The 17,468-nt window shown below is 73.6% G+C and carries 18 protein-coding genes; 12 read left to right on the top strand and 6 right to left on the bottom strand.

What is annotated here, in order from left to right; genetic code table 11:
* Positions 1-28: 28 nt before the first annotated feature.
* Both BZZ08_RS28810 and BZZ08_RS28805 read left to right on the top strand, forming a co-directional pair.
* Positions 29-1,033, top strand: coding sequence for an EamA family transporter (locus BZZ08_RS28810; RefSeq protein ID WP_104635142.1), 1,005 nt, complete (start codon positions 29-31; stop codon positions 1,031-1,033).
* Between the two features lie 187 nt (positions 1,034-1,220).
* Positions 1,221-2,171, top strand: coding sequence for a DMT family transporter (locus BZZ08_RS28805; RefSeq protein WP_104635141.1), 951 nt, complete (start codon positions 1,221-1,223; stop codon positions 2,169-2,171).
* A 48-nt stretch (positions 2,172-2,219) separates the two neighbouring features.
* Here BZZ08_RS28805 and BZZ08_RS28800 read toward each other — a convergent pair whose 3' ends face one another.
* Positions 2,220-2,906 (bottom strand): pyridoxamine 5'-phosphate oxidase family protein, encoded by a 687-nt coding sequence (locus tag BZZ08_RS28800; protein ID WP_104635140.1) that lies wholly within the window; start codon positions 2,904-2,906, stop codon positions 2,220-2,222.
* Positions 2,907-2,941: 35 nt separating this feature from the next.
* Here BZZ08_RS28800 and BZZ08_RS28795 point away from each other — a divergent pair, with 35 nt between their 5' ends.
* Positions 2,942-4,279: an aminotransferase class I/II-fold pyridoxal phosphate-dependent enzyme gene (locus BZZ08_RS28795; RefSeq protein ID WP_104635139.1), complete on the top strand. Its 1,338-nt coding sequence runs from the start codon at positions 2,942-2,944 to the stop codon at positions 4,277-4,279.
* Between the two features lie 40 nt (positions 4,280-4,319).
* On the opposite strand, the gene BZZ08_RS28790 is transcribed toward BZZ08_RS28795, so the two are convergent.
* Positions 4,320-5,312, bottom strand: a complete 993-nt coding sequence (locus BZZ08_RS28790) for a DMT family transporter (RefSeq protein WP_198601738.1) — start codon at positions 5,310-5,312, stop codon at positions 4,320-4,322.
* 74 nt (positions 5,313-5,386) lie between these two features.
* On the opposite strand from BZZ08_RS28790, the gene BZZ08_RS28785 reads away from it, so the two are divergent.
* On the top strand, positions 5,387-6,298 hold the full coding sequence (locus tag BZZ08_RS28785) for a LysR family transcriptional regulator (protein ID WP_104635137.1): 912 nt from the start codon (positions 5,387-5,389) through the stop codon (positions 6,296-6,298).
* A gap of 103 nt (positions 6,299-6,401) precedes the next feature.
* On the opposite strand, the gene BZZ08_RS28780 is transcribed toward BZZ08_RS28785, so the two are convergent.
* The 3 genes from BZZ08_RS28780 to BZZ08_RS28770 all read right to left on the bottom strand — a co-directional run bounded on the left by BZZ08_RS28780 (position 6,402) and on the right by BZZ08_RS28770 (position 8,552).
* Positions 6,402-6,869, bottom strand: coding sequence for a pyridoxamine 5'-phosphate oxidase family protein (locus BZZ08_RS28780; RefSeq protein ID WP_198601737.1), 468 nt, complete (start codon positions 6,867-6,869; stop codon positions 6,402-6,404).
* The gene (locus BZZ08_RS28775; protein ID WP_104635136.1) at positions 6,866-7,363 is read right to left on the bottom strand and encodes a Rieske (2Fe-2S) protein; all 498 of its coding nucleotides are present in this window, start codon (positions 7,361-7,363) and stop codon (positions 6,866-6,868) included. Before BZZ08_RS28775 ends, BZZ08_RS28780 begins: the two co-directional genes overlap by 4 nt.
* 205 nt (positions 7,364-7,568) lie before the next feature.
* Positions 7,569-8,552 carry a LuxR family transcriptional regulator gene (locus BZZ08_RS28770; RefSeq protein ID WP_198601736.1) on the bottom strand — a complete coding sequence of 328 codons (984 nt, stop codon included), beginning with the start codon at positions 8,550-8,552 and terminating at the stop codon, positions 7,569-7,571.
* Positions 8,553-8,677: 125 nt separating this feature from the next.
* Between BZZ08_RS28770 and BZZ08_RS28765 the strand changes: the two genes are divergently transcribed.
* From BZZ08_RS28765 to BZZ08_RS28755, 3 genes are all read left to right on the top strand, one after another.
* On the top strand, positions 8,678-10,090 hold the full coding sequence (locus tag BZZ08_RS28765; protein ID WP_104635160.1) for an aminopeptidase P family protein: 1,413 nt from the start codon (positions 8,678-8,680) through the stop codon (positions 10,088-10,090).
* 249 nt (positions 10,091-10,339) lie between these two features.
* Positions 10,340-11,095, top strand: coding sequence for a HipA family kinase (locus BZZ08_RS28760; RefSeq protein WP_104635134.1), 756 nt, complete (start codon positions 10,340-10,342; stop codon positions 11,093-11,095).
* Entirely contained in the window at positions 11,092-11,475 is a 384-nt protein-coding gene (locus BZZ08_RS28755; protein ID WP_104635133.1) for a DUF3037 domain-containing protein, read from the top strand. The genes BZZ08_RS28760 and BZZ08_RS28755 overlap by 4 nt, the downstream gene beginning before the upstream one ends.
* 49 nt (positions 11,476-11,524) lie before the next feature.
* On the opposite strand, the gene BZZ08_RS28750 is transcribed toward BZZ08_RS28755, so the two are convergent.
* A complete protein-coding gene (locus tag BZZ08_RS28750; protein WP_104635132.1) occupies positions 11,525-12,274 on the bottom strand; it encodes a hypothetical protein in 750 nt (249 codons plus the stop codon).
* A 265-nt stretch (positions 12,275-12,539) separates the two neighbouring features.
* On the opposite strand from BZZ08_RS28750, the gene fabG reads away from it, so the two are divergent.
* From fabG to BZZ08_RS28725, 5 genes are all read left to right on the top strand, one after another.
* Positions 12,540-13,301: a 3-oxoacyl-ACP reductase FabG gene (gene fabG, locus BZZ08_RS28745; RefSeq protein ID WP_104635131.1), complete on the top strand. Its 762-nt coding sequence runs from the start codon at positions 12,540-12,542 to the stop codon at positions 13,299-13,301.
* A 43-nt stretch (positions 13,302-13,344) separates the two neighbouring features.
* Complete coding sequence (locus BZZ08_RS28740) at positions 13,345-14,106, top strand: SDR family oxidoreductase (RefSeq protein WP_104635130.1); 762 nt, start codon at positions 13,345-13,347, stop codon at positions 14,104-14,106.
* Positions 14,107-14,315: 209 nt separating this feature from the next.
* A complete protein-coding gene (locus BZZ08_RS28735; RefSeq protein ID WP_198601735.1) occupies positions 14,316-15,902 on the top strand; it encodes an ABC transporter substrate-binding protein in 1,587 nt (528 codons plus the stop codon).
* 73 nt (positions 15,903-15,975) lie between these two features.
* Entirely contained in the window at positions 15,976-16,659 is a 684-nt protein-coding gene (gene ung / locus BZZ08_RS28730; protein WP_104635128.1) for a uracil-DNA glycosylase, read from the top strand.
* An 84-nt stretch (positions 16,660-16,743) separates the two neighbouring features.
* Positions 16,744-17,286 carry a hypothetical protein gene (locus BZZ08_RS28725; protein ID WP_104635127.1) on the top strand — a complete coding sequence of 181 codons (543 nt, stop codon included), beginning with the start codon at positions 16,744-16,746 and terminating at the stop codon, positions 17,284-17,286.
* Positions 17,287-17,468: the final 182 nt, after the last annotated feature.

Here is a 17,468-nt window from a genome sequence, read left to right as displayed (position 1 = left end):
TGACGGTCATGTCGACCCCTGTCATCATGTGCCGGTGCATACGTCTGACAGCGCCCGCGGCGACCGCGGCAAGGGAACCGGGCTCGGCCTGGCACTGGCCTCCGCGGTCGCCTTCGGAGGCTCTGGAGTCGCGGCCAAACCGCTGATCGAGGCCGGACTCGACCCCCTCCACGTGGTCTGGCTGCGGGTGGCCGGCGCGGCCCTGGTGATGCTGCCGCTCGCCGTGCGCCACCGCGCGCTGCCGCGCCGCCGCCCCGCGCTGGTCGCCGGGTACGGGCTGCTCGCCGTGGCCGGTGTGCAGGCCTGCTACTTCGCCGCCATCTCCCGCATCCCGGTGGGCGTCGCGCTGCTCGTGGAGTACCTGGCGCCCGCCCTGGTCCTCGGCTGGGTGCGGTTCGTGCAGCGGCGGCCGGTGACGCGGGCCGCCGCGCTCGGAGTGGTCCTGGCGGTCGGCGGCCTCGCCTGCGTGGTCGAGGTCTGGTCGGGTCTCGGCTTCGACGCCCTCGGACTGCTGCTCGCCCTCGGCGCCGCCTGCTGCCAGGTCGGCTACTTCGTCCTGTCCGACCAGGGCAGCGACGCCGGCGAGGAGGCGCCCGACCCGCTCGGCGTCATCGCCTACGGGCTGCTCGTCGGCGCCGCCGTGCTCACCCTCGTCGCCCGGCCCTGGTCGATGGACTGGTCCGTCCTCGCCGGCACCGCCCCCATGGACGGCACACCCGTCGCCGCCGCCCTGCTGCTGGCCTGGATCGTGCTCATCGCCACGGTGCTCGCCTACGTCACCGGCATCGTCGCCGTACGCCGGCTGTCGCCGCAGGTCGCCGGAGTGGTCGCCTGTCTCGAAGCGGTCATCGCGACCGTCCTGGCCTGGGTGCTGCTCGGCGAGCACCTCTCCGCCCCGCAGATCATCGGCGGCGTCGTCGTGCTGGCCGGCGCCTTCATCGCCCAGACCTCGACGCCGGCGAAGGGCTCCGCGGACCCGGTGGCCGGTGGCGGTCCCGAAAGGGAGTTGTCGAGCCGGGGAACGGCGACCTAGGGTGCGGACCATGCATGCCGACGCACTCGTCCTCCCGCCTCCGGCCGCCTGAGGCGGGCCCCTGTGACGAGCCCGGCGCGCTGTCGCCGGGCCGGACGGTGCTGCCCGCAGACGAAAGTCCCCGCGCCCCGGTCGTTCCGGGCCGCCCCGAACTTCCGCGCCTCGCGCGCGTCTGCGGAGAGAACTCGTGTCGAATGCCGTCTCCGGCCTGCCCGTCGGGCGTGGCCTCCTCTATCTGATCGTCGCCGGTGTGGCCTGGGGCACCGCCGGTGCCGCCGCCTCGCTGGTCTACCGCGCCAGCGACATGGGCCCCGTCGCCCTGTCGTTCTGGCGCTGCGCGGCGGGGCTCCTCCTGCTGCTCGCCGTCCGCCCGCTGCGCCCGCGGGTGCGCCCGGCCGTCCGCGCGCCGTTCGCCCGCAGGGCGCGGCGCGCCCTCGTCACCGGCATCGGGCTCGCGGTGTTCCAGACCGCCTACTTCGCCGCCGTGCAGTCCACCGGGCTCGCCGTGGCCACGGTCGTCACCCTCGGCGCGGGGCCCGTGCTGATCGCCCTCGGCGCACGCCTCGCCCTCGGCGAACACCTGGGGGCGGGCGGCGCCGCGGCGATCGTCGGCGCGCTCGCGGGGCTCGTGGTGCTCGTCCTCGGCGGCGGGGGTACGACCGTTCGCCTGCCGGGTCTGCTGCTCGCGCTGCTGTCCGCCGCCGGGTACTCGGTGATGACGCTGCTCACCCGCTGGTGGGGCCGGGACGGCGGGGCGGACGCGGCCGGCACGTCCGTGGGGGCGTTCGCGGTCACGAGTCTGTGCCTGCTGCCGCTCGCGCTCGTCGAGGGCCTGGTGCCGCACACCGCCGAACCGGTCCGGCTGCTGTGGCTCCTCGCGTACGTCGCCGCCGTCCCGACCGCCCTCGCCTACGGGCTCTACTTCGCCGGCGCGGCCGTCGTCCGGTCCGCGACCGTCTCCGTGATCATGCTCCTGGAGCCGGTCAGCGCCGCGGCGTTCGCCGTCCTGCTGCTCGGCGAACACCTCACGGCGGCGACCCTGGCCGGCACGCTGCTGATGCTCGGCTCGGTCGCGGGGCTCGCGGTGGCGGAGACACGGGCGGCGCGGGAGATGCGGGCGCGGCCTACGCCCGCATGACGGCGGGGCCCCTCCCGAGGGGCCCCGCGCCTCCCGCGCGGGCCGGTGTCACCCGGCCGACAGGTAGTCGGGCAGCGCCGTGCCGGGGGCCAGGTCCGGGTCGGCGACCGGAGCCCCGTACCCCTTGCGCAACGGGACGAGACCGGCCCAGTGTGGGAGGGCCAGGTCCTCCGGCTCGTCATTCACCCCGCCGGTGCGGAGCTTGGCGGAGACCTCGTCCAGGTCGAGGCGGATCACGGCGGTGGCGGCCAGTTCCCTCTTGCTGGCCGGCCGCGAATCGCGGGAACGGCCCGGGACCACGTGGTCGACCAGGGCGTCCAGAGCCGTGCGCCGCTCCTCGGGATCCGTCACCTCGTACGCCGTGCCGTGCACCACCACCGACCGGTAGTTGATCGAGTGGTGGAAGGCCGAGCGGGCCAGCACCAGCGCGTCCACGTGCGTCACCGTCAGGCAGACCGGCAGCCCCGGGTCGGCCGCGCCCGTCATCCGCAGGGGGCGCGAGCCCGTCGAGCCGTGCACGTAGAGCCGCTCGCCCACCCGGCCGTACAGCGTCGGCAGGACCACCGGGGCGCCGTCGCGCACGAAGCCGAGGTGGCAGACGTAGCCCTCGTCGAGTATCGAGTGCACCAGCTCTTTGTCGTACGCGGCCCGGTCGGGGGAGCGGGTGGGGACGGTGCGGTCGGTGGGCGGATAGGTGCCGGTGGGCTGCGACGGCGTCCCCGTGGTCCCCTGCATGACGCTCTCCATTGCACTAGTGCATAATTGGCTTTGTGCTAGGAGAGTATCGGATCACAGGGCGGGGCGCAGCGGAGATTTCCGCGAGCGTCGAGCGGGCGGTGGGCTCGGGAGAGTTGCGACCGGGACAACCCCTGCCGCCGATGCGGGAGTTGGCGCAGCGGCTCGGGGTCAATCCGAACACCGTCGCCGCCGCCTACCGCACCCTGCGTGAACGCGGGGTCATCGAGACGGCCGGGCGGCGGGGCAGCCGGGTGCGCGCGAAGCCGGCCACCACCGGGCGGGAGTTCATCCGCGTCGACGTTCCTCCGGGCGTGCGCGACCTGTCCGACGGCAATCCGGACCCGGCGCTGCTGCCCGCGCTGGGCCCGGTCTTCGCCGCGGCGGCCGGACAGGGCGACCGCGAACCGGTGCTGTACGGGCACGCGCCCGTGGACCCGGAGCTGGCCCGGGTCGCGCGGGCCGAACTGGACGCCGACGGTGTGCCGGACGGGCCCGTGGCGGTGACGTCCGGCTCGCTGGACGCGATGGAGCGGGTCCTCGCGGCCCATCTCAAGCCGGGTGACGCCGTCGCCGTCGAGGACCCCGGCTGGGGCAGCCTCCTGGACCTGGTACCCGCGCTGGGGCTGCGCACGGTCCCCGTCGGAGTCGACGACCAGGGACCGCTGCCCGAGGACGTGCGCCGGGTCCTCGCGGCCGGCGCCCGGGCCCTGGTGGTCACGGACCGCGCGCAGAACCCGACGGGCGCCGCGGTGGGCCCGGCACGCGCGCGTGCCCTGCGGTCCGTGCTGCGCGACCACCCCGGGACACTGCTCATCGAGGACGACCACGGCCACGGCATCGTCGACCTCCCGCTGCATCCCCTCGCCGGTACGACCCGCGGCTGGGCCTTCGTCCGCTCCGCCGCCAAGGCATGCGGCCCCGACCTGCGGCTCGCCGTGCTCACCGGGGACCCCCTCACGCTCGACCGGGTGCGGGGACGGCAGCGGCTCGGCCCCGGCTGGGTCAGCCGCATCACCCAGCGGGCCGTGGCCCGGCTGTGGGCCGACGGCGCGGTGGACGCCCGCGCGGTGGCGGGCGTGTACGGGCGGCGCAGGGACGCGCTCCTCGGCGCCCTGGCCGAACACGGGGTCACCGGACACGGGCGCAGCGGCATGAACCTGTGGATCCCGGTGCCGGACGAGACCGGCGCCGTCGCCCGGCTCCTGCACGCCGGCTGGGCCGTGGCCCCCGGCGCCCGCTTCCGCCTGGGGGCGCCGCCCGGCATCCGGATCACCGTCTCGACGCTGGGGGAGGAGGATACCGGGCCGCTGGCGGCGGCGGTCGCGGCGGCGGTGGGCCCGGGGGCGGGACCGCCACGCAGCTACGTCTGAGCGGGCTCCACCAGGACGTGGCCCCGAGCGGCCCCGGTCCTCAGACCCGCGACCCCTCACGTACCCCCGGCGACGTCCGCGGCGACGGTGCGGTCGCGGTGCGGCTCCGGCCGGTCCTGGGGCGGGACTGGGTCAGCGCCGCGCCGGCGAGGACGACGGCCGCGCCGACCGGCGTCGACCAGGACAGCGACTCGCCGAGCAGCGCGACACCCGCGGCCGTGGCGATGACCGGGGTGAAGTACGTGACCATCTGGGCCGTCGTCGGGCCGACCTCGGCGACCAGGTCGTACTGGATCAGGAAGGCGAGCCCGGTGCCGAGGACGCCCAGGGCCGCGACCGCCAGCACGGGGAGCACCGGGAAGGCGGTCGGCACCGAGGTGAACACCGGCGTCACGGCGGCCAGTTGCAGCGTGGCCAGACCCAGCTGGGCCCCGGTCAGCGAGAGGTGGGAGTGGCTGGACCCGGCCAGGGTGCGGCGGACGTAGATCCAGCCGACCGGGTAGCTGAACGAGGCCAGCAGGGCCAGCGCCGTGCCCGTGACGTCGAGGCCGTGGAAGCCCTGCCAGACGCCCAGCACCGTCAGGACGCCGAGGAAGCCGATGCCGAGACCGGCCACCCGGCGGCGCGTCGGGCGGTCCTCGGACAGGGCGACCAGCGACAGGGCCATGCCCCACAACGGCGAGGTCGCGTTGCAGATGCCCGCGAGCGACGACGGGATCGTCAGCTCCGAGAAGGCGAACAGGGAGAACGGCAGCGCGTTGAGCAGGAACCCGGCGACCGTCAGGTGCACCCACGTCCACGCCCCGCGCGGGAGCCGCTCCCGCTTCACCGCCATGGCCGCGGCCACCACAGCCGTACCGAACGCCAGCCGACCGAGCGTGACCTGGAACGGGGCGAAGCTCTCGGTGCCCACCTTCATGAAGAGGAAGCTGAAACCCCAGACGAGGGCGAGGAGCCCGAAGCGCAGCCGCCAGTCGAGGACGCGGCGTGGCGAGGAGGGAACGGAGGCGGAGGAGGACGGGACGCTGCTCATGCCGGCAACGATGAAGCAGCCGTTCTCGTAGCACAATCGAGATTTCGCACCGAATATCTCGTAGCATCGCTTACATGTTGAACCTGGAGCGCCTGCGGACCCTCGACGCCCTCGCCCGGCACGGATCGGTCAGCGGTGCCGCCGCCGGACTGCACATCACCACCTCGGCCGTCTCCCAGCAGATGGCCAAACTGGAGCGGGAGGCCGGTCAGCGGCTCCTCGCGAAGAACGGGCGCGGCGTGCGGCTCACGGACGCCGGCCGGCTGCTCGCCGAGCACGCGGCCCGCATCCTCTCCCAGGTCGAGCTGGCCCAGGCCGACCTGGAGGCGCAGCGCGGACAGGTGGCGGGCGAGCTGAGGCTGTCCGCGTTCCCGACGGCCGCCCGCGGACTCTTCCCCGCCGCGCTGGCCGCCCTGCGCACCGAGCACCCCGCGCTGCGCATCCGCTCCTCGGAGCTGGAGCCGGAGCGCGGGGTCAACGGCGTGGTGCGCGGCGACCTGGACCTGGCCGTCGTGCTCGACTGGTACAACAAGCCGATGCCGCTGCCCGACGGCCTGGTCAAGGCGCCGCTCCTGGACGACCCGGCCGACGTCGCCATGCCCGTCGGCCACCGGCTGGCCGGCCGGGACGAGGTGGACCTCGCCGAGTTCGCCGAGGACGAGTGGATCACGTGGGGCGAGGGCGAGTTCTGCCACGAGTGGCTGATGTTCACCCTGCGTTCGAAGGGCATCGAGCCGATCGTCGGCCATCGCGCCGCCGAGACCCACACCCAGCTCGGACTGGTCGCCGCGGGGCTCGGCGTGTGCATCGCACCCCTGCTCGGGCGCCATCCGATGCCCGCCGCGGTGGTCACCGTGCCGCTGAAGCAGCGGGTGCGCCGGCACGTGTACGTGGTCTGGCGCGCGGACGCCGACCGCCGCCCGTCGATCCGGGCGGCGGTGGACGCGCTGCGGGCGACGGCGCGGGAGGTGGACCGGACGGGGTGAGCGACGACCGGCGGGGGAGGTGGGCCGGACGGGGAGCGGCCGGCCGGAGTGAGCGGCCGGACGGGCGCCGCCGGGCCCGCCTCTCGCCGTGGGCGCCGCCGGGCTACCCGGACGCCAGCTTGCGGAAGTCCCAGGAGACGACCTTCTCCGGCGTCAGCCGCAGCCAGGCGTGCCGGCCGTCGTGCGGCATCTCGTGGAGGCCGAAGTTCTTGCGGGCGAACAGCGTCTCCGGCAAGTCGAGTTCGGCGCACAGCTCACCGGTGCGCGGCGTCTCGCCCACGCACTCCACCCGGCCGGACAGCTCCGCGCCGCGCAACTCGTCGTACTCCTCACCGGCGTCGACGACGACCGCGACCCGCGGATCGCGCCGCAGGTCCGTCCAGCGCCGGCTGCGCACCACCGAGTAGAGCCACATCGAGGCACCGTCCCAGACGAACCAGAGGGTGCTCACGTGCGGGGCGCCGCCGGCCGAGACGGTGGCGACCCGGCAGGTGCGCTGGGTGGTGAGGAACGCCTCCAGCTCGCCGGGGGTCATCATGATCCGGCGCCCCCGGCGCTGCGTCACGGTCATCCGGCCAGCCGGATCGAGTCCCCGCTGACCGTGATCTGCACGGCCGGCAGCGGCTTGGGCGCGGGACCGCCCTGCACGCTGCCGTCGGTGATCGAGAAGCTGCTGTTGTGGCAGGGGCAGTTGATGAGACCGTCGGCCACGCTCTTCACGGCGCAGCCCTGGTGGGTGCAGGTGGCGGAGAACGCCTTGAAGTCGCCTGCCGCGGGCTGGGTCACCACCACCTTCTGGTCCGGGAAGACCTTCCCGCCGCCCTCGGGGATGTCGGCCGTCGCCGCGAGGGCGGCCCCGGCCCCCGCGTTCTCGCCGCCGCCCGAACCGCTGCCGCCCGCCTCCTGGGAGGGGCTGCCGGAGGGAGCGGTGCCGGTGTCGCCGGACGCGTCGTCGTCCGAGCCTGAGCAGGCGGCCAGCACGGCGGTGAGTCCCGCCGCCCCGGCCGCCGCCACGACGGTACGACGGGCCGGTCCCGCTGCGGGATGAAACGAGGCGCTGGTCATGCTGGGTCCCTTCCGGGGTGGATGCGTGACGATCTGCCGAGAGGTACGGCCACGCGGCCCGTGATGTTCAGAGCGGGCAGCCGCCCCGCGCCGACCGGCCGCCGGGCGACCGCGTGGGGAACTCCCCGAGCCGTACCGGGCGCCGTGACCGCGTGCGCGCCCGGGGCCGGACCAACGTCGCGGCCGTCGCCGGTCCCGGGCGGGTTCACAGCCAGCCCGCGCGCTGGGCCTGCAGGGCCAGCTGGAAACGGTTCGCTGCGCCGAGGCGGGCCATGAGGACCTGGAGGCGGCGGAACAGCGTACGGCGGCTGATGCCCAGCTCGCGCGCGGCGACCTCGTCGGTCGCGCCGCCGGCCAGGAGCCGCAGCAGACGCCGGTCGGCCGGCGGGAGCCCGGCGGGGCGGGGCGCGAGGCCGTGCAGCGGGACGGCCTCGCGCCAGGTCTGCTCGAACAGGGCCGTCAGCGCGGAGAGCAGACCGCAGGGCTGCACCACCAGCATGGTGTTGTGCACGTCGACGTCCCTGATCGACAACGACACCAGCGCGTACGCCTCGTCGATGATCAGCAGCTTGACCGGCACCGACGGCAGCACCCTGGCCTGCTCACCCGCCTCGACACAGGGTTCGATGACGTGCTCGAGCTGGCCGGGCCGCTCCAGCGCCTCGCGCGCGTAGACGACCCGCTGCGTCACCCCGCGGGCCAGCGTCGCGAGCGCGTCGTCGGTCGCGCCCGCCAGGTGGACGTACGGAGGGGACTCGAACTGCCGGATCTGCTCGCGGGCACTGGCCCACGCCTGACGCATCCTCGGACCGACGTCCTCCCCGGTGACGACCTCGACGAGGCCGTCGTTGTAGGCGGCGAGCCGCCGACGCCGGAACGACTCGAACGCGCCCCCGACGGCGACACGCGACTTCTCCAGCTCGGCCGCCCGGTGCCGGGCGAGCACCTCCAGGCCCGCCGCGGGCGGCACCGGGGCCACCACGTCCGCGCCCCCGGCCGCGGCACTGGCCAGACCGGTGTCCGCCAGGGTGGCGTACGCCGCGGTGAGCCGGGCTCCGCTCAGGCCGGTCGCCGCGCCGATCGCCGCCAGCGGCGCGGGGGACAGCTCCAGCAGGGCCAGATACACCCGGCAGGCCGTGGGATCGAGCCCCAGTACGCGCAGGGACTCGCCGAGTCTCTCGTTCGCCATGAGGCGATTATCGGCCCGCCCGGTCCCGTGGTGGCCGATCAGTGCCACTGGCACTCCTGAGCCCCGGAGCCCGTCACGAGGCGGTACCGTCCGGGCGGAAGAACCAGCGAAGGAAGGTGCACGACGTGGCGAACCGTCGGAAGAACAGCCTGTACCCGAAGCTCTCGGCGGAGCTGTCCGCCCTGATGCGCACGGGCTGGGCGGACACGGAGCGGCACGACCTCACGCCCGCCGAACAGGCCCCGTACGCGGCCCGGCGCCGTGCGGCGCTCTCGGCGCGGTTCCCCGGCGAACGGCTGGTGGTCCCCTCGGGCAACCTCAAGGTCCGCTCGAACGACGACACCTACCCCTTCCGCCCGTACTCCGGGTATGTGCACATGTCCGGTGACCAGGCCCGGGACGGAGCCCTGGTGCTCGAACCCCGCGCGGACGGCGGACACGACGCCTACTGCTACCAACTGCCCCGGGACAGCCGGGACGACGACGAGTTCTGGACCGGCGCCCACGCCGAACTGTGGACCGGCCGGCGCCGCTCGCTCGCCGAGTCGGAGCGCGTGCTCGGCCTGCCGTGCCGCGACGTGCGCACCGCGGCCGCCGACCTGGCCGCCACCCGGGGCGTACGGACCCGGATCGTGCGCGGGGTCGACCCCGCCCTGGAGGCGGCCGTCAGCACCGACGCCGAGCGGGACGACGAGCTGGAGGACGCGCTCAGCGACCTGCGCCTGGTCAAGGACGCCTGGGAACTCGGGGAGCTGCGCAAGGCGGTGGACTCCACGGTGCGCGGCTTCACCGACGTCGTGGGCGAGCTGTCCCGGGCGGTCGCCTCCTCGGAGCGCTGGCTGGAGGGCACCTTCTTCCGCCGGGCGCGCCTGGAGGGCAACGCGGTGGGCTACGGCACGATCTGCGCCGCCGGCGAGCACGCCACCATCATGCACTGGACGGACAACGACGGCCCGGTCCGCCCGGGGGACCTGCTGCTCCTGGACGCCGGCGTGGAGACGCGCTCCCTCTACACCGCCGACGTCACCCGCACCCTGCCGATCAGCGGCACCTTCACGCCGCTTCAGCGCGAGGTCTACGACGCCGTGTACGAGGCCCAGGAGGCCGGGATCGCGACGGTCAAGCCCGGCGCCGCGTACCGCGACTTCCACGAGGCCGCCCAACGCCACCTGGCGGCGCGGCTGGTGGAGTGGGGCTTCATCGAGGGCCCCGCCGAGCGGGCGTACGAGCTGGGCCTGCAACGCCGCTTCACCATGGCCGGCACCGGTCACATGCTGGGCCTGGACGTCCACGACTGCGCGCGGGCCCGCACGGAGGAGTACGTGGAGGGCCTGCTGGAGCCGGGCATGTGCCTGACCGTCGAACCGGGCCTGTACTTCCAGGCGGACGACCTGACCGTGCCCGAGGAGTGGCGTGGCATCGGCGTCCGGATCGAGGACGACCTGGTCGTCACCGAGGACGGCCACGAGAACCTGTCGGCGGGCCTGCCCCGCGGCGCGGACGAGGTCGAGTCCTGGATGGCCCGCTTCGCGGGCTGAGCCCGCGGCACGGACGGTCCCCCGGACCTGCGCGGAGGCGTGGCCGGCCGAGGTCGGCAACCCGGGGACCGCGACGGCCAGGAGCACATCCGGGCACGGGCGCTGCGGATACGTGGGAAGAGCGTCCCGGAGGGATCGGGCCGGGCCCGTCTCGCCGACGGTCACCCGCGGTCACTATGCTCACCCCATGCCCGGGGGAAGTCTCCCCGCGGGAACGGGCAAGGCTGAAGAGACGGGTGGCCCGCACAAGTGTTGAGAGAGGTCCTCGCGACCCGCTACATCACGCCGCTGCGTGAGGGCGGCTCGCTGCCGGGACTCGTCGAGGCCGACGACCTCGGGACCTACGTCCTGAAGTTCACCGGCGCGGGCCAGGGCCGCAAGACGCTCGTCGCCGAGGTGGTCTGCGGCGAGCTGGCCCGCCGGCTGGGTTTCCGGGTGCCGCGGCTGGTGACCGTCGACCTCGACCCGGTGCTCGGGCTCGGCGAACCCGACCAGCAGGTGCAGGAGCTGCTCAAGTCCAGCGGCGGCACCAACCTCGGCATGGACTTCCTCTCCGGCGCGCTCGGCTTCGACCCGCTCGCCTTCGAGGTGAGCGCCGAGGAGGCCGGGCGGATCGTCTGGTTCGACGCGCTGGTCAACAACGTCGACCGCTCCTGGCGCAACCCCAACCTGCTGTGCCTGCGCGGCGAGACGTGGCTCATCGACCACGGCGCCACCATGATCTGGCACCACAACTGGCCCGGCGCCGAGACCTCCGCCGCCCGCCCCTACGACGCCGCCGACCACGCCCTCGCGCGCTTCGCGCCGGACGTCCGCGCGGCCGCCGCCGCACTCGCGCCGCTGGTCACCGAGGAGCTGCTGGCCGAGGTCACCGCCGAGATCCCGGACGTCTGGCTGCGGGACGAACCCGGCTTCGCCACACCCGACGACCTCCGCAGGGCCTACGCCGGACCCCTGCTCGCGCGGGCCGCCACGATCCACGAACGCGTCAAGGGGGTGCGGTGAGCGACCGCCACGTCTTCGAGTACGCGCTGCTGCGCGTGGTGCCGCGCGTCGAGCGCGGGGAGTGCGTCAACGCCGGCGTGCTCGTCTACTGCCGCGCCAGGTCCTACGTCGGTGCCCGCACCGCCCTCGACGAGGGACGGCTGCTGGCCCTCGACCCGCGGGTGGACCTGCCCGGGGTGCGCGCGGCGCTGCGCGCCGTGGAGGGCGTGTGCGCCGGAGGGGACGCGGCGGGCCAGGCGGCCGAGGACGATCCCGGCCGCCGGTTCCGCTGGCTGATCGCGCCCCGGTCGACCATCGTCCAGCCGGGCCCCGTCCACACCGGCCTCACGGCCGATCCGGCGGCCGAGACGGAACGGCTCCTCGACCTGCTGGTGCGGTAGGGGCGGGGCCCGCCCGGACGGTCCGGCACGTGCGGCCCGGGGGCGTGTCTCAGGCGCGTCGGCGGCGTCTGATCACGTAACCCGCCGCGAGCGCGGCGCCGGTGACGAAGCTCAGGCCGATGCCGATGTCCCAGTCGCTGGGTCCGGTGCCCGAGGCGCCGCCCAGGCCGCCCTGTGTGCCGAGCGTCGGCGTCACGGCGGGGGAGGTCACGGGCGCCGGTGCGGTCACGGCCGGGGCCGGCACCGTGGTGGCCGGACGGGGTACGGAGGTGGCGGAGATCGTCGGGAGCTGGTCCCGGTCTCCCCGCGCCGCGCCGCCCGCGCCGTCGTCCTCCCGGACCTCGCGGATCCCGCCCTGGTCGAAGGGACCCTGGCCGGCAGCGTGCGACTGCCCGGGCCGGTCCTGGTCGATCCGGCCCTCGTCCGGCCGGTCCTGGCCGAGTCCGCCCCCGCCGGAGCCGTTCCCGTCCGGCCGGGCCTGGCCCGCTCCGCTTCCGTCGGGCAGCGCACCGTCGAGTCGCCCGTCGTCGACTCCGCCCCCGTCGAGTCGGCCGTCGTCGAGCAGGCCCTCCTCCAGCGGGGCCTCGTCGGACGGGGCTTCGTACATTCCCTCGGGGCACGACGGGTCCGGGAGGCCCGGATCCTCGTCCAGCCCGATCGGTACCGCTTCCTGGTAGGTGAAGCTCCGGCAGTCCGGCTCCAGGTTCGAGTTGAGGTCCTGGGCGGGTGCGGGGCTGGCCAGCGGCACGATCGCGGCGATCGCGACGGCTATGCCTGCTGCACCGGTGCGACGGCGCATGGACGCCTCCTTTCCGGCCACGAGTGGCTCGCGCTTCGACGCTAGGGGCCCGGCGGCCGGGCGGCCCGCAGCGCTGGGCCGTTCGGGCGACCGGGGCGGCCCGGCGCACCGGGAAGGCCAGGTAATGGATCACACCGGGCCGGTGTCCCGTTGACACCGGGTGCCAGGGCTTCTAGCGTCACGTCTGCGGAAGGTACTAAGCGGTCGCTCACCCAGGGCGCACGCTCCGCACGGGCCGCATCCCCAGGACGAGGAGAAGCAGCGAATGTCCACCACTGAGCAGCGGGTCGCCGTAGTCACCGGAGCCGCGCGCGGCATCGGTGCCGCCACCGCCGTACGACTGGCCGCCGAGGGCCGTGCCGTCGCCGTCATCGACCTCGACGAGGCCGCCTGCAAGGACACCGTGGAGAAGATCACCGCGGCCGGCGGCAGGGCGATCGCGGTCGGCTGCGACGTCTCCGACGAGGCGCAGGTCGAGGCGGCCGTCGCGCGGATCGCCGAGGAGCTGGGCGCCCCGACCATCCTCGTCAACAACGCGGGCGTGCTGCGCGACAACCTGCTGTTCAAGATGAGCGTCTCCGACTGGGACACCGTCATGAACGTGCACCTGCGCGGTGCCTTCCTGATGTCGAAGGCCTGCCAGAAGCACATGGTGGACGCCAAGTTCGGGCGCATCGTCAACCTGTCCTCCTCCTCCGCCCTCGGCAACCGCGGCCAGGTCAACTACTCCGCCGCCAAGGCCGGTCTCCAGGGCTTCACCAAGACCCTCGCCAAGGAACTGGGCAAGTTCGGCGTCACCGCCAACGCCGTCGCCCCCGGCTTCATCGCCACCGAGATGACCAAGGCCACCGCCGACCGAGTCGGCATGGGCTTCGACGACTTCAAGGCCGCCGCCGCCACCCAGATCCCGGTCGCGCGCGTGGGCGAGCCCGAGGACATCGCCAACGCCATCGCCTTCTTCACCGGCGAGGCCGCCGGCTTCGTCTCCGGCCAGGTGCTGTACGTGGCCGGCGGACCGCTCGACTAGGGCGCGCGGAGACTAGGGAACACTGGGATTAGGGACCACTGACATGACTGAACTCCCCGCCCTCTCCGGCAAGGTCGCGCTCGTCACCGGCGCCAGCCGCGGCATCGGCTACGGCGTCGCCGAGGCGCTCGTCGCGCGCGGCGACCGGGTCTGCATCACCGGCCGCAACGAGGACGCGCTGAAGGAGGCCGTCGACCGGCTCGGCTCCGACCGGGTCATCGGCGTCGCCGGAAAGGCGCACGACGAGGCCCACCAGGCCGTCGCCGTCGAGCGCGTGATGGAGGCCTTCGGCCGCGTCGACTTCCTGGTCAACAACGCCGGTACCAACCCGGTGTTCGGCCCGATCGCCGACCTCGACCTGAACGTGGCGCGCAAGGTCTTCGAGACCAACGTGATCTCGGCGCTCGGCTTCGCCCAGCGCACCTGGCACGCCTGGCAGAAGGACAACGGCGGCGCGATCGTCAACATCGCCTCCGTCGCGGGCCTCTCGCCCTCGCCGTTCATCGCCGCGTACGGCGTCAGCAAGGCCGCGCTGATCAACCTCACCGCGCAGCTGGCGCACGAGTTCGCGCCCAAGGTGCGGGTCAACGCGATCGCCCCGGCGGTCGTGAAGACCAAGTTCGCCGCCGCCCTGTACGAGGGCCGCGAGGAGGAGGCCGCCGCGGGCTACCCGCTGGGCCGGCTCGGCGTGCCGTCCGACATCGGCGGCGCCGCCGCGTTCCTCACCTCGGAGCAGTCCGACTGGGTCACCGGTCAGACGCTCGTCGTCGACGGCGGCATCTTCCTCAACGCCGGCGTGGCCTGATCTCGCCCACGAGGACCCCTCTGGATCGATCCCGGACACGGGCGCCGTCGACGCGAACGGCGCCCGTGTCCGCGTATCGGAGCCCCGTGCACGATGACAACGTAGTCATCCTCAAATGATCAAAACCCCTGTTCAGAAGGGGGTTCAGGGGGCCTGGCGCTGCGGTATGGTCTGCCGACCCTTGGTACGGCGGATCGAGGAGCGTGCGCGTGTTCAACCGGAAGCGAGGCCTGCGGCGGGTCGCGGCCATCGTGTCCATATCGTCACTGGTCACCGGATGCGGCATCCTGTCGTCCGACAGTTCGGAGGACGAGGAGCCGATCGTCGTCGGGACCACCAGCGCTCCCAGCACGCTCGATCCGGCCGCGTCCTGGGACGGCTCCTGGGAACTGTTCCGGAACATCTACCAGACGCTCCTCAGTTACCCCAGCGGGGCCACCGCACCCCAGCCCGACGCCGCCGAGCAGTGCTCGTTCACCGACAGCACGAACCAGGTCTACCGCTGCGAGCTGCGCGAGGGCCTGACCTTCTCCAACGGCGACCGCCTCGACGCCCGGGCCGTCAAGTACTCGATCGACCGGATCAAGGACATCAACGTCAACGGTGGTCCGGCCGGCCTGCTCGGCAGCCTCGAACGGGTCCAGGCGCCGAGCGAGCGCGAGGTGGTCTTCCACCTCAACAAGCCCGACGCCACCTTCCCGTTCGTGCTCGCCACGCCCGCCATGTCGATCGTCGACCCCGGCGACTACCCCGCGGACGCCCTGCACGAAGGCAACGGCGTCGTGGGCTCCGGCCCGTACACCCTCCAGACGTACGAGGACGGCGAACGGGCCGAACTGGTGCGCAACGACCGCTACGAGGGCTTCGCCGAACGGCACAACAAGGCGGTGACCATCCGCTACTTCAAGGACTCCGCCGGCATGGTGAAGGCGCTGCGCGACGGAGACATCCAGGTGACGTACCGCGGCCTCGCCGCCGACGACGTCGTCACGCTCCAGGGCAAGGAGGGCAAGGAGGAGAACCTCCAGCTGGTCGAGGGCAGCGGTACGGAGATCAGCTACCTCGTCTTCAACCCCGAGGACCCGTGGGCGGGACGCAAGGAGGTGCGCCAGGCCGTCGCCCAGGTGATCGACCGGACGGTGATCGCCCACAGGATCTACCAGGACACCGTCGACCCGCTGTACTCGATGGTCCCCAAGGGCCTGACCGGTCACACCACGGGCTTCTTCGACGACTACGGCGACCCCAGCGTCCCCAAGGCCCGCAAGATCCTGGAGGGCGCCGGCATCACCGACCCGGTCCCGCTCACCCTCTGGTACACCACCGACCGCTACGGCTCCGAGACGGCCGAGGAGTTCGAGGAGATCAAGCGGCAGCTCGACGCCTCCGGCCTGTTCAAGGTCACCCTCAAGAGCCGCCCCTGGAAGACGTACGTAGCCGGCTACCAGAAGGGCGAGTACCCGGTCTTCGGACGCGGCTGGTCCCCGGACTTCCCGGACGCCGAGAACTTCATCGCCCCCTTCGTCGGCAAGCAGAACGCGCTCGGCACGCCCTACCTCACCCCGGAGATCACCGGCGAGCTGCTGCCGCGCTCACGCCGGGAGAGCGACCGCGCCAACGTGGAGCGGGAGTTCGAGCAGGCGCAGCAGATCATGGTGAACGACGCGCGGCTGCTGCCGCTGTGGCAGGGCAAGCAGTACGTGGCCGCCAGCACGGACATCTCGGGCGCGGAGCAGGCCCTGGACCCGTCGACGATCATGATGATGTGGCAGCTCGAACGGAAGACGAGCTGGTAGGCGCTCCCGTTGTCAGTGGTCGGCGGTAGGTTCGTGAGCAGTGGAAGCGACCGCACAGCGTAAGGAAGTTGACGTGACCGACATCGCCATGCTGCCCGAGTCCTGGCGCGAGGTGCTGGGCGGCGAGCTGCAACAGCCCTATTTCAAGGAGCTGGTGGAGTTCGTCGAGGAGGAGCGGGCGAACGGCCCCGTCTACCCGCCGCGCGAGGAGGTCTTCGCCGCGCTGGAGGCCACGCCGTTCGACCGGGTGAAGGTGCTGGTCCTCGGCCAGGACCCGTACCACGGCGAGGGCCAGGGGCACGGGCTGTGCTTCTCGGTCCGGCCGGGCGTGAAGGTCCCGCCGTCCCTGCGCAACATCTACAAGGAGATGCACGCGGAGCTGGACACCCCGATCCCGGACAACGGCTATCTGATGCCGTGGGCGAAGCAGGGCGTCCTGCTGCTCAACGCGGTGCTCACGGTCCGGGCCGGTGAGGCGAACTCGCACAAGTCCCGCGGCTGGGAGCTGTTCACCGACGCCGTGATCCGCGCGGTGGCCGACCGCACCGATCCGGCGGTGTTCGTGCTGTGGGGCAACTACGCGCAGAAGAAGCTGCCGCTGATCGACGAGACGCGGCACGTCGTGGTCAAGGGGGCGCACCCCTCCCCGCTGTCCGCGAAGAAGTTCTTCGGCTCCCGCCCCTTCACACAGATCAACGAGGCGGTCGCCGGGCAGGGCCACGAGCCGATCGACTGGACGATCCCCAACCTGGGGTGAGCCGGGCCCGGTGCCGCCTGTCGGGCAAAGCGGACGCGTGCGGTTAGCGTCGTCGGGACAGCCGACGAGGGCACGGAGGACGCGGTGGCGAAGGGACAGGAGCAGGCGGCGCCGGATGCCGTGCTGACGCGGATCGGCCAGGTCGCCATGCTGCACCACGCGGGCGACCGCGAGGAGGCCCGGCACCGCTTCCTCGGCCTGTGGGCGGAGATCGGCGAGCGCGGTGACGCCCTGCACCGCTGCACGCTGGCCCACTACCTGGCCGACACCCAGGACGACCCCGAGGAGGAGCTGGCCTGGGACCTGCGGGCGCTGTCGGCCGCCGAGGAACTGACGCAGGACATGCTCGCCGACCGGCACGAGGGCACCCCCGCCGCCCGGGCCCTCTACCCCTCACTCCACCTGAACGTGGCGGCGGACTACGACCGGCTCGGTCACCGCGAGGCCGCCCGGCTGCACCTGAGGCGCGCCCGCGCCGCGGCCGAGTCCCTCGCCCCCGGACATTACGGCGAGGGGGTACGGGCCTCGATCGAGCGGCTGGAGCTGCGCCTGGACCGCGCCGGCCGGGGCACGGACGGGCCCGACCGGCCGGGGGAGTGGGGCCGGCCGCCGCGGCAGCGGCCCTAGGGGGCGTCGTTCGGGTCAGGCCGGCTCCGGGCGACGGTGCCGTGTTGCCAGACCCCGCGACCCCGGCAAGATCCGAACGGCACCCCCCGGTGCCGCCGCCGGACCCCCGGGGCAGATCCGGCACCCGGGGCCGGGAGGGCTCGGGCGCACGGGTGCGCGCCGGCGGCGCAGGGCGGGCGGGC

It is taken from the genome of Streptomyces sp. MH60, assembly GCF_002939385.1.
Taxonomy (GTDB): domain Bacteria; phylum Actinomycetota; class Actinomycetes; order Streptomycetales; family Streptomycetaceae; genus Streptomyces.
This window is presented reverse-complemented; position numbering and strand designations above follow the sequence as displayed.

What these genes read in the sequence shown, in the direction of transcription:
- BZZ08_RS28790 (WP_198601738.1), bottom strand. Translation starts at nt 5,312, where the DNA reads ATGAGCAGCGTCCCGTCCTCCTCCGCCTCCGTTCCCTCCTCGCCACGC.
- BZZ08_RS28770 (WP_198601736.1), bottom strand. Translation starts at nt 8,552, where the DNA reads ATGGCGAACGAGAGACTCGGCGAGTCCCTGCGCGTACTGGGGCTCGAT.
- BZZ08_RS28780 (WP_198601737.1), bottom strand. Translation starts at nt 6,869, where the DNA reads ATGACCGTGACGCAGCGCCGGGGGCGCCGGATCATGATGACCCCCGGC.
- BZZ08_RS28775 (WP_104635136.1), bottom strand. Translation starts at nt 7,363, where the DNA reads ATGACCAGCGCCTCGTTTCATCCCGCAGCGGGACCGGCCCGTCGTACC.
- BZZ08_RS28740 (WP_104635130.1), top strand. Translation starts at nt 13,345, where the DNA reads ATGACTGAACTCCCCGCCCTCTCCGGCAAGGTCGCGCTCGTCACCGGC.
- BZZ08_RS28785 (WP_104635137.1), top strand. Translation starts at nt 5,387, where the DNA reads ATGTTGAACCTGGAGCGCCTGCGGACCCTCGACGCCCTCGCCCGGCAC.
- BZZ08_RS28750 (WP_104635132.1), bottom strand. Translation starts at nt 12,274, where the DNA reads ATGCGCCGTCGCACCGGTGCAGCAGGCATAGCCGTCGCGATCGCCGCG.
- fabG (WP_104635131.1), top strand. Translation starts at nt 12,540, where the DNA reads ATGTCCACCACTGAGCAGCGGGTCGCCGTAGTCACCGGAGCCGCGCGC.
- BZZ08_RS28800 (WP_104635140.1), bottom strand. Translation starts at nt 2,906, where the DNA reads ATGCAGGGGACCACGGGGACGCCGTCGCAGCCCACCGGCACCTATCCG.